General features: G+C 43.1%; 10 protein-coding genes. 1 reads left to right on the forward strand and 9 read right to left on the reverse strand.

The window, feature by feature from the left end; genetic code table 11:
* Positions 1-2: 2 nt before the first annotated feature.
* Both ODU39_RS04735 and ODU39_RS04740 read right to left on the reverse strand, forming a co-directional pair.
* Positions 3-1,001 carry an ABC transporter ATP-binding protein gene (locus ODU39_RS04735; RefSeq protein WP_002942324.1) on the reverse strand — a complete coding sequence of 333 codons (999 nt, stop codon included), beginning with the start codon at positions 999-1,001 and terminating at the stop codon, positions 3-5.
* A gap of 376 nt (positions 1,002-1,377) precedes the next feature.
* Complete coding sequence (locus ODU39_RS04740) at positions 1,378-3,168, reverse strand: oligopeptide ABC transporter substrate-binding protein (protein ID WP_172026560.1); 1,791 nt, start codon at positions 3,166-3,168, stop codon at positions 1,378-1,380.
* Between the two features lie 212 nt (positions 3,169-3,380).
* On the opposite strand from ODU39_RS04740, the gene pbp3 reads away from it, so the two are divergent.
* Positions 3,381-4,622 carry a D-alanyl-D-alanine carboxypeptidase PBP3 gene (gene pbp3 / locus ODU39_RS04745; protein ID WP_398579978.1) on the forward strand — a complete coding sequence of 414 codons (1,242 nt, stop codon included), beginning with the start codon at positions 3,381-3,383 and terminating at the stop codon, positions 4,620-4,622.
* Positions 4,623-4,744: 122 nt separating this feature from the next.
* Here pbp3 and ODU39_RS04750 read toward each other — a convergent pair whose 3' ends face one another.
* The 7 genes from ODU39_RS04750 to ODU39_RS04780 form a co-directional block, all read right to left on the reverse strand.
* The gene (locus ODU39_RS04750; RefSeq protein ID WP_398579977.1) at positions 4,745-4,882 is read right to left on the reverse strand and encodes a hypothetical protein; all 138 of its coding nucleotides are present in this window, start codon (positions 4,880-4,882) and stop codon (positions 4,745-4,747) included.
* Between the two features lie 78 nt (positions 4,883-4,960).
* On the reverse strand, positions 4,961-6,376 hold the full coding sequence (gene sufB, locus ODU39_RS04755) for a Fe-S cluster assembly protein SufB (protein ID WP_398579976.1): 1,416 nt from the start codon (positions 6,374-6,376) through the stop codon (positions 4,961-4,963).
* Positions 6,377-6,688: 312 nt separating this feature from the next.
* The gene (gene sufU, locus ODU39_RS04760) at positions 6,689-7,129 is read right to left on the reverse strand and encodes a Fe-S cluster assembly sulfur transfer protein SufU (protein WP_114866812.1); all 441 of its coding nucleotides are present in this window, start codon (positions 7,127-7,129) and stop codon (positions 6,689-6,691) included.
* Positions 7,116-8,339, reverse strand: a complete 1,224-nt coding sequence (locus tag ODU39_RS04765) for a cysteine desulfurase (RefSeq protein WP_136670891.1) — start codon at positions 8,337-8,339, stop codon at positions 7,116-7,118. The genes sufU and ODU39_RS04765 overlap by 14 nt, the downstream gene beginning before the upstream one ends.
* 3 nt (positions 8,340-8,342) lie before the next feature.
* Positions 8,343-9,605 carry a Fe-S cluster assembly protein SufD gene (gene sufD, locus ODU39_RS04770; RefSeq protein ID WP_172030289.1) on the reverse strand — a complete coding sequence of 421 codons (1,263 nt, stop codon included), beginning with the start codon at positions 9,603-9,605 and terminating at the stop codon, positions 8,343-8,345.
* Positions 9,606-9,621: 16 nt separating this feature from the next.
* Positions 9,622-10,395 (reverse strand): Fe-S cluster assembly ATPase SufC, encoded by a 774-nt coding sequence (gene sufC, locus ODU39_RS04775; protein ID WP_002938165.1) that lies wholly within the window; start codon positions 10,393-10,395, stop codon positions 9,622-9,624.
* Positions 10,396-10,741: 346 nt separating this feature from the next.
* On the reverse strand, positions 10,742-11,024 hold a 283-nt coding region (locus ODU39_RS04780; RefSeq protein ID WP_398579975.1), incomplete at its 5' end, for a hypothetical protein.

Consider the following 11,024-nt stretch of genomic DNA (forward strand, 5'->3'; position numbering starts at 1 on the left):
TATTAGGCCTCCCCTTCAAAATAGAATGTCTCATGGCAGGTACAACGAACAAAGTGATTTGGACCTACCTCGTGCATGCTCGGATTCTCTTCATGAGCCTCTGCTCCAATCCACGGAATACGTGGAGCAAAACGGCAACCCTTACGAACCATTTTTGTAATCGGAGGCACAATACCTTCAATAACATGAAGATCGCCTCCTTCGCTACCTGATTGAGGATTTGACTTCAAGAGCGAACGTGTATATGGATGTTTTGGATTGGTAAAGAGTTCTTCTACTGGTGCCACTTCAACAAACTGGCCACCGTACATGACAGCCACACGATCAGCAGTTTCTGCAACCACTCCCAAGTCATGGGTAATCAAAATAATACCCGAACCTGTCTCCGCTTGAATATCATTTAAGAGATCCAAGATTTGTGCTTGAATTGTAACATCCAAGGCCGTTGTAGGTTCGTCCGCAATAATAATTGGCGGTTTACAAGACAAGGCCATAGCAATAATGATACGCTGACGCATACCACCTGAAAGCTCATGTGGATACTGTTTAAATGTCCGCTTAGGATTTGGAATACCTACCTGAGCCAAGAGTTCCAAAACTCGCTCTGTACGAGCATTGGCATCCAAATCAGTATGATAGAACAGTGCCTCATCAATCTGTGCACCAATCGTCATCAATGGATTTAGAGAAGCCAAGGGATCTTGGAAAATCATACCAATATCATTACCACGTACCGTATTGTACTTAGCTTCATCCATGCCAATCAATTCCATATCATTGTACTGGATGCTTCCTGTGATTTTGGTATTCAAAGGGTTATGCAAGCCCATGATGGTCGTTGCCAAAGTTGATTTACCACAGCCAGATTCCCCTACAATTGCCAAAATTTCATTTTTTTGCAATGAGATATCAACACCGTCAACAGCGTCAAAATAATCATCTCCAATACGGAAACCGACGTGTAAATCTTTAATGTCTAAAAGCGGTTTTTCGGTAGCCACGCTTTTTCCTCCTTTATGTGCCAGCTAATCAAGCTCAATCAATTCAATAGCCTTACGATTATCAAGTTCATATAACGTTTGATTAACTGACTTTATATAACTACTCTAGAATAACATATTTCTACCAAATTATCGTTTGATAGCGATTACCCAGAAGTAAAAAATGTACCTATATCCAATCATAAATCAAGACCATCCCTATCACTGTCTCAATTAGGAATTGAGTAGGTTAATGTTTTTCATCTTGAGTTTTTGTTAGTAGGGACTCATTTTTGTGTACTGAATCTACTATACCACAATTATCTGAAAATTCCAATAGCAATCTGAAAAAAGCCAATCAAATTGGCTTTTTCAGATTTTATTGTCTTCTAACAAATTATTCTGCCACTACACCTTTATCAGCAGTAAGTTCGATATTCTCAAGGGCGATACCTTTACCTGAAGCTGAACCGTAGTTAGTGTCATAGTTTTTCACGCGTTTGTTAAGCGCAGTAATTGACTCAGACTCAAATGTTGGAATGGCAAATGCTTGCTCGTGAGCATATTTTTGCCAAGCCTTATAGTTCTCAACATTTTTCTTATCGTCAAATGATTCTGTTGAGCTAATTGCTTCCAACAACTTAGTATTTTCATCAGACACGAAACGTGACATGTTGAAGGCAGCGATAGGTCCCCATAGACCACTTGGGTTTGGATCGTAACCTGTTGACCATCCACCAGCATACATATCAATAGCAGCATCATTAGCCTGAACTGAGTTATAGAACGACTTCCCTTCAACTGTACGTCCTGTGTAAAGTTCGACATTCAAGCCAACTTCTTTCCACCAAGCAATGTATTGTTGTACAAGCGCTTCGTTAGCTTCAGTACGTTTACGAGCCGCAAAGGTAATCTTGAATGCCTTACCATCTTTGCCTTCACGGATACCATCGCCATCTACATCTTTGTAGCCAGCTTCATCCAAAAGCTTTTTCGCTTTTTCAGGATTGTATGAATAGCCTTCCAACTCTGAATCATGAATATCGCCGAAGAATGAGATAATCAATGATTTTGCAGGGTGGTAAAGACCATTGTACAATGACTCACCAGCTGTCTTAGTATCAATCGCATAGGCAATTGCTTGACGAAGTTTCACATCATTCATCTTGGCATTTTCGTCCATAACGTTCTTACCGGCTGCTTCGTCATATTTACCAAAATTAAATGAAATGTATTCATAAGCTGAGTCCAAAGAACCAACAATATTCAAGTTAGATGCTTTTTTATATGAATCCAACTGATCTACTGGCATGTCAGCAATATCATAATTCCCCGCTTTCATTTCAGAAACAATAGTATCAGGAGATACGATGTCAATCTTCAATGAGCTTGTTTTTGGTTTCGTACCTTTGAAGAAGTATTCGTTTGGTACGTAAGTGATAGACTCACCATTGACGATTTCTTTAATCTTCCACGGACCCATACCAACAAGCTTCGCAGTACGTGAGTATTCGCTCTTTTCCCAGTCTGCAACAGGGATGTCTTTATAGATGTGTTCTGGTTGGATATAGGCTGGGACATCACCACCTGCATACATCATTGAAGGGGACATTTCTTTTACAGTCAATTCTACTGTATAGTCATCAACTTTCTTAAGACCAGAGATGTCTGATGCTTTTCCATCAACAAATTCTTGCATACCTTCAATGTTCAAGAATTTATCATCAAAACGAATACCTGTATAGTCTTTGCTTGCCATTGACTTAATTGTAAAGATATAGTCGTTGATTGTGAATGGCTCACCATCTGACCACTTGTAATCCTTACCAGTCAAGCTGACTGTGATTTTCTTACCTTTCACATCAAATTCAGCCTTAGCAAGACCAGAATCATCCAACTTACGATCTCCATCGTAACCGAACATTGAAATATCAACCATTCCACCAAATGTTGAGTCAGTAGTATTCTCAGTCAACTCGTCAATTAAAAGACCTGATGAAGTTGTTGGTGACACAAATGCATATTTCAATTGAGCATCTGCGACTGCTGTTCCATCTTGTTTTACTTCAGCTGGGAATGACAATTCCTGTTTTGCTGCACCTGATTGTTTTGAACCACATGCTGCAAGAACAGATGCTGAAAGGAGAGTCACACCTGCAAGTGCAAAAAGTTTCGTTGTCTTTTTCATAAAACACCTCTGTTTTCTTTTTGTTTGACACTTATTACTATGTCTTATAAAAATCATTATATCATAAATTTTTCTTAAATAAAGTCTTTTTGTCAGAAAATTTTGTAAAAACATATTTTTTCAACATTTTCTCATTTTTTACATGTTTTTTCCAAATTTTTCTAACATTTCTTGTGATATAATAGAATAAAATACCCCAAAAAGGAATGATTATGCGTAAACTTTTACTAACACTCACTACAATCCTTGCCGTTTTTTTAACTTCCACACCTATTTTGGCAGAAGATTTTTCTGTTGCAGCCAAGCATGCTATCGCGGTTGAAGTAAGTAGCGGCAAAATCTTGTATGAGCAAGATGCCGAAACCAAAGCAAGCATTGCTTCTATCAGTAAGACATTGAGCATTTACCTGGTCTACGAAGCACTGGCAAAGGGGGAAATCACTTTAGATACTATGGTAGATATTTCTGATTATCCCTATAGCCTCACTTCTAATACCGAATTAAGCAATGTCAATCTAGATGAACGCTCCTATTCTGTAAGAGACCTATTAAACGCTTCTTTAATAACATCATCCAACAGTGCTATTATTGCTCTGGCAGAAAAAATAGCCGGTAGCGAAGCTGCATTCGTGGATCGAATGAAGGCAAAAGTCCAAGAATGGGGAATTACCGATACAAAAATTGTCAATGTATCCGGGCTAGATAATACCGACTTGGGTGAAAATATTTATCCAGGTTCCAGTCCTGAAGATGTAAATATGTTTTCAGCCCTAGATGTTGCTATCATCGCAAGACGATTAATACTCGACTATCCTCAGGTGCTCGACATTACTTCGCTAAACGCCTACGATTTTGGCGGCTACACTTACTATAGCACCAACCAAATGCTGAGCGACGGCACTCACGCTCGTGGAGGGGTTGACGGCTTAAAAACAGGGACCTCAAACTCGGCTGGTTCAAGTTTTCTTGCAACAACTCAACAAGCTGGTATGCGCATTATCACAGTAGTATTGAATGCCAATGATGGGCTGACCTCTCCAGAAAATCGCTTTGTCGCGACAAATGATTTGATGAACTATGTTTATTCTAACTTTTCGTTTGTTACGCTAGTAAAAAAGGGTGAAGCTTTTGAAGATAGTAAGATAAAGGTTTTCAATGGTGAAAAAGAAACAAGTCCTGTTGTTGCGGCAGCAGATTTAACTGTTGTTCAACGAAAACAAACTGATAATGTCCCCACCGCAACTTTCACAACGGATATAAAAGAAATTGATGCTCCCCTCAAAGCGGGGACCTTGGTTGGCAAACTACAACTGAAAGATCAAGATCTCATTGGAAAAGGTTATATTTCCGAGCAAGCTAGTGTCGATATGATTATCCCTAGCGATATGAAAGAAGCATCCTGGCCATTCTCTTGGTGGAATCAATTTGTCCGCTATGTCAACGAAAAATTATAAAAAAATAGTATGTCGAAAATCATTCGACATACTATTTTTTTATCGCAGAGTAACATTCGCTACTCCTTATCTCCCACCTCGGTTGGAGATTGAGTTGGAGGGAGTTCCTGCGGAACTCCTTACTACATATCATTTTCTTGCAGAAAATGACGAGCGTGGAAGGCACGGAACTGTGATAAGGTTATTATGATTACAAAGAAGAGCGACTCCCGTCGCTCCCTATTTCCAACGAGCGTTGGCATTGTAATGTAGAGTAGCATTCGCTACTCCCCATTTCCCACCTCGGTTGGAGATTTTTTGGCTTTTAGCAAACCCATGTTTGCTAAATTGCCAAAAATCTAACCAACCGCCCCCTCCATTTCATAGGCAATCAGTCTGTTGAGTTCGACTGCGTATTCCATTGGGAGTTCTTTGGTGAAGGGTTCTACAAAGCCCATAACAATCATTTCTGTGGCTTCTCCTTCTGATAAGCCACGGCTCATGAGGTAGTAGAGCTGTTCTTCTGAAATTTTAGATACCTTGGCTTCGTGCTCTAGAGCCACTTGGGAGTTGTGGATTTCATTGAATGGAATGGTGTCTGATTTGGAAATATCATCCATGATAATGGTGTCACACTCGATGTGGCTGATTGACTTGGCTGAGTTTTTAGCAAAGGTTACTTGACCACGGTAGTTAACTTCTCCACCGCCACGGGCAATGGATTTGGATACGATAGAAGATGAAGTCCGTGGTGCATTGTGGATCATCTTGGCACCGGTATCTTGGACCTGACCTTTGTTGGCAAAAGCAATGGACAACATAGTTCCGCGGGCTCCTTCGCCTTCTAGGTAAACCGCAGGGTATTTCATGGTCGTCTTAGCACCAAGGTTTCCGTCAATCCACTCAACTGTGGCATTTTTCTCAGCTCGGGCACGTTTTGTTACCAAGTTATAAACGTTGTCAGACCAGTTTTGAATGGTCGTGTAACGCATATAGGCACCTTCGTGGGCAATGATTTCCACAATAGCTGCGTGAAGGCTGGCCGTTGAGTAAGTCGGAGCAGTACAGCCTTCTACGTAGTGGACACTTGCTCCTTCATCCACGATGATAAGGGTGCGTTCAAACTGACCTGTTCCCTCGTTGTTGATACGGAAATAGGTTTGGAGTGGAATATCCAATTTAACACCCTTTGGTACATAGATGAAGGTCCCACCTGACCAAACCGCTGAGTTGAGGGCAGCTAGTTTATTATCTGACGGCGGAACGAGTTTCCCAAAGTATTTTTTGAAGAGTTCTGGATGTTCCTTGAGAGCCGTGTCGGTATCTGTAAAGATAATGCCGTGCTTGTCGTACTCTTCTTTCATGTTGTGGTAGACCACTTCTGATTCGTACTGGGCAGAAGCTCCTGCCAGGTAAGCACGCTCAGCTTCTGGAATACCGATGCGTTCAAAGGTTTCTTTGATTTTGTCTGGTACATCATCCCAGCTACGTGCTGGCTTATCCGACGGTTTTTGATAGTAAACAATATCATCAAAATCCAGTTCAGACAAGTCGGCTCCCCAGGTCTGCATAGGCATTTTCTTAAAGGTTTCGTAGGATTTCAAACGGAATTCCAACATCCATTCGGGCTCGCCTTTGATACGGGACATTTCACGAATGACTTCTTCGTTCAAACCCTTACCAGTCGAAGCCACCAGTTCCACGTTCTCATCATGGAAACCGAATTTGTATTCCCCAAGATCAATCGGGGTTGGTTCAATTCTTTCTTCTGACATAATATAAGATACTAAGCCCAAAAAGTATGAAAATAGCAGTTACGCTCTCTTAAATACTTGCTGGGCCTGTTCAATTTCATTTCCAATCAGAAACTGAACAATCCTTTCTGTATGATTTTCGTTTTTTGTTTATTCGATGATGCTCAGTCAGCACTCTCACTATGTTCGATTGCTTTCTTCAAGACACTAAACTTGGTTGGGACTAAAGTCCCTAACCAAGTAACGCAGGGTTCTAATCAACCTTGCTAAGTGGCTTACTAACTCGCTGATTTTGGTATTATCGACCAAAATCGCTCATGTCGCTGTCCCCCTTCATTCAGCACTGTCACTGCGTTCTAGTGCTTTCTTCAGGGCATTCCATGGAAGTGTGGCGCATTTAATGCGTTGGGGGAATTTGGCAACGCCTGCGAGGAGGGAGGCGTCACCTAGTTCCTTCTGGCGTGTGTTTTCTTGGCCTTGGACCATTTGTGAAAAGATTTCCGCCAGCTCTTGAATCTGACGGATTTCTTTACCAAGAACTGCTTCAGTCATCATAGAAGCCGATGCGGTTGAAATGGTACACCCAACTCCGTCGAAGGCGATGTCGGTAATCACATCTTTTTCAATCTTGACTGATAGTTCAATCACATCGCCGCAGGTTGGGTTGTGGAGTTCTAACTTTTCCACTCCGTCCAAACTTCCGCGGTGACGTGGCGACTTGGAGTGTTCAGACACAACTGCCATATAAAGAGAATCTAATCTAGATAGGGCCATTGAAAAACTCCTTTGTCTTGATGATTGCTTCAACCAACTTATCACAGTCGGCCTTGGTATTGTAGATGTAAAAACTTGCTCGCACGGTGGCTGGCACCTGCAAATATCTGAGAAGCGGTTGGGCACAATGGTGACCTGCCCGCACCGCAACCCCTTCATAGTCCAAGGCAGTCGCCACATCGTGTGGATGCAAGTCGTCCAAGTTAAAGGCGATAACTCCCGTCCGCTTGGACAGGTCCTGACTGCCATAAATGGTCAAGCCTGGAATAGCCTGCAATTTTGGAAAGACATAGTCAACCAGTTCCGCCTCGTGGGCCTGGATAGCGTCCATACCAATTTCCGTTAGGTAATCAATGGCTGCTCCCAGACCAATGGCACCTGCAATGTTAGGCGTTCCAGCCTCAAACTTCCAAGGTAATTCCTTCCAAGTGGCTGACTGCTCATAGACAAAGTCAATCATCTCACCGCCGAATTCAACAGGCGACATGAGATTGAGCAATTCTTCCTTGCCGTAGAGAACGCCGATTCCTGTTGGACCTAACATCTTATGACCTGAAAAGGCATAGAAGTCCACATCTAATTCTTGCACGTTGACGACCATGTGGGGAACTGACTGGGCTCCGTCCACCACCAAGTAGGCACCGACTTGATGCACCAGCTCTGCTATTTCCCCAATAGGAGCCACACTACCTAGGACATTGGATACGTGGGCTAGGGAGACAAACTTAGTCTTGGAAGACAGTAGCGACCGTAGGTGGTCCATGTCTAGCTCGCCGTCTTTTAGGGTTACATAGCGGAGCTTGGCACCTGTTTGCTGGCAGGCTTGCTGCCAAGGGATGATATTGGAGTGGTGCTCTTGAACTGAGATTATAACTTCCTGGTCTGGCTGGAGAATTTCCTTTGCAAACTGAGCTACCCAGTTAAGACCGGTGGTCGTTCCTCTGGTGAAGAGGATTTCCTTGCTAGACTTGGCCTGGATAAAATCTGCCACCTTCTGCCTAGCCGCCTCGTAGCGAGCCGTCGCCCGCTCAGATAGAGTGTGAACGCCACGGTGGACATTGGCATTGTCCTTCTGGTAATAATCCGCGAGCACATCTAGTACCTGCTGCGGTTTTTGAGTGGTCGCCGCATTGTCCAAATAGACCAGCGGCTCATCGTTAACAACTTGGTCTAGGATTGAAAAATCCTTGCGAATGCGTTCCAAATCCATATCTTATCTCTTTGTTAGTTTTTCTTCAATCACGGCAATCAGTTGGTCACGAACTTCTTTGACTGGAATTTCGGTAATGACTGCGCCAAGGAAACCGCGAACAACCAAGCGTTCAGCAGTTGCTCGGTCCAAACCGCGACTCATGAGGTAGTACATGTCTTCTGGATCTACCTGACCGATTGAGGCTGCGTGTCCAGCTGTGACCTCATTCTCATCGATAAGGAGAATTGGGTTGGCATCGGAGCGAGCCTTGTCAGACAGCATGAGGACACGGCTTTCCTGCTGGGCATCCGCACCTTTGGCACCACGAACAATGTGTCCGATACCATTAAAAGTCAAGGTTCCGCTTTCTAAGATAACCCCATGTTGCAGGATATGACCGACCGAATTATGACCGTAGTTGGTCACGCGCGTATCCACACCTTGTACCTGACGACCTGATGACAGTCCGACAACTTTGAGGTTGGCATGACTGCCGTTTCCTTTCAATTCGCTGTCCAAATCGGCAACCACATTTCCTTCGTTGAGCAGACCAATCGCCCAGTCAATCGTTGCATCATTTCCGAGATAGCCACGACGGTTGAGGTAGGTATCCAAATGCTTACCAAGGCGGTCAATAGCCGCAAACTTGATTTGGCTACCAGCAAGAGCAATTACTTCCACGACAATATTGGCTGAAGTCGCTGCTGTGCCGTCGCCTAAACTTTCAAAACGCTCCAGGTAATTAAGCTTGGCATTCTTTCCAGCGATGATGAGGACACGTTTGTTAAAGGCAACTGGACTAGTGCTGTCTTGGTAGAAAAGGGCCTCAACTGGCTGGTCGATTTCAACATTATCTGGCAGGTAGAGGACTGCACTTGCGTTAAAATAGGCTGTGTTGTAGGCTGCCAATTTGTGCTCGTCATAAGCTACGGCAGAGCCGAGGTACTTTTCAAGCACATCTGGAATGATGTCCATGGCTGAGGCAAAGTCTGTAAAGACTACGCCTTTTTCTACAAGGTCAGCTGGCAACTGCTCTAAAACAGTTTGGCTGCCGACTTGGACCAACATAGGATTGTCACCGATAGCTGTAAAATCTGGAACAGCCCCGATTTCATCATTTGTGGCTAGGCTTCCGTCCCCCAGGTTCCAACGGTGAAACTTGACCCGCTCAATAACCGGCAAGTCCAGCTCTGCTATTTTGTCAAAAGCCTTAAGACGCAGGTCTGTCAACCAAGTTGGTTCTGCCTGCAAGGCTGAAAATTCTTGAATCTTTTCTTTGGTCATAGCTTCCTCCAAAGACTTAAATGTCATCTTCTTTGTAGTCAATGCCAAGCTCAGCTGCAACTTGGACATATCCTTCTTTTTCCAAGCGTTGCGCCAATTCTGGTCCGCCTGAAAGCACGACACGGCCTTCCATCATGACATGGACAACGTCTGGCGTGATGTAGTTGAGCAAGCGTTGGTAGTGGGTGATAATCATGGCACCGAAGCCTTCCCCACGCATAGCATTGATTCCTTTTGACACGACTTTAAGCGCATCAATATCCAATCCTGAGTCAATCTCATCAAGAAGGGCAAAAGTTGGCTCCAACATGAGTAATTGCAGAATCTCATTGCGTTTTTTCTCACCACCTGAGAAACCTTCATTGAGGTAACGCTCTGCCATTTCCTCTTTCATATTGAGAAGTTCCATTTTTTCATCCAACTTGGTGATGAAGTCACGGACAGAAATCTTGTCCTCATCTTCCTTACCAGCATTCATAGCAGCACGGAGGAACTCTGCATTAGTAATCCCTGGAATTTCTGACGGATATTGCATAGCCAAGAAGAGTCCCATGCGGGCACGTTCATCGACTTCTAATTCTAAAATATTGACACCGTCAAACAGAATCTCACCTTGGGTCACTTCATAACTTGGATTGCCCATGATGGCTGCTGAAAGGGTGGATTTCCCTGTTCCGTTCGGTCCCATGATGGCTGCAATTTCACCTGTTTTAAGGGTCAAATTCACACCCTTCAAGATTTCTTTGCCTTCAATTTCCACATGAAGGTCTTTGATTTCTAATACTGACATGCTGTGCTCCTTTTCATTTTTGTCCTCTTCAAAAACCACATTAACTGACCAAGCTAACTAGATACACCGATAAGACTCAACTTTGGCAGTGGGAAAGAACTCGACCATTCATAGAAGAGTTCGTCAACAAGTCTTTATTTCTAGTTGTTGAGCTGAAACAGTCTATTCCCAGACTGTTTCACTCCACTGGACTGTTAACCACTACTGCGCTGAGATGTTGACGCTAACTTTGAGAAGCGATGCGGGGCTTGAGCCCAGCCTCTTTTCTTGTTAATGATGATTTTCAGAGAGTGTTAATCTATAAAATAGTCTTTTCTGACAATTTTAATTAACTATATCCACTATATTATATCAAAAAAAGAGCCTGACGGCTCTTATCTTGTTTAGAAAGATTCTTATTTTCTTTTTTTCTCTTCGTAGCACTTTTTATACTTTGCGATTTTTTCTTGACGGTAACTACTATTACCAATAAACCGAAGAAGGTTGAGCAACGGAGTTCTATCGGGAGTTTGACAGTTTGAATGACACAAAAGTGCTCTAATCGTTGATATAGCGCTATTTTTTTGTCAAATTTTTGTATATATTTCTTGCGTACTTTCTCGTACTGTGGTATAATAGAGTGAGGTGCG

It is taken from the genome of Streptococcus sp. 2021WUSS126, assembly GCF_044427255.1.
GTDB classification, from domain to species: Bacteria; Bacillota; Bacilli; order Lactobacillales; family Streptococcaceae; genus Streptococcus; species Streptococcus hashimotonensis.

Coding starts and splice junctions, on each gene's coding strand:
- ODU39_RS04750 (WP_398579977.1), bottom strand. CDS start 4,882: ATGCTACTCTACATTACAATGCCAACGCTCGTTGGAAATAGGGAGCGA.
- ODU39_RS04765 (WP_136670891.1), bottom strand. CDS start 8,339: ATGGATTTGGAACGCATTCGCAAGGATTTTTCAATCCTAGACCAAGTT.
- sufD (WP_172030289.1), bottom strand. CDS start 9,605: ATGACCAAAGAAAAGATTCAAGAATTTTCAGCCTTGCAGGCAGAACCA.
- sufB (WP_398579976.1), bottom strand. CDS start 6,376: ATGTCAGAAGAAAGAATTGAACCAACCCCGATTGATCTTGGGGAATAC.
- sufU (WP_114866812.1), bottom strand. CDS start 7,129: ATGGCCCTATCTAGATTAGATTCTCTTTATATGGCAGTTGTGTCTGAA.
- sufC (WP_002938165.1), bottom strand. CDS start 10,395: ATGTCAGTATTAGAAATCAAAGACCTTCATGTGGAAATTGAAGGCAAA.
- ODU39_RS04740 (WP_172026560.1), bottom strand. CDS start 3,168: ATGAAAAAGACAACGAAACTTTTTGCACTTGCAGGTGTGACTCTCCTT.
- pbp3 (WP_398579978.1), top strand. CDS start 3,381: ATGCGTAAACTTTTACTAACACTCACTACAATCCTTGCCGTTTTTTTA.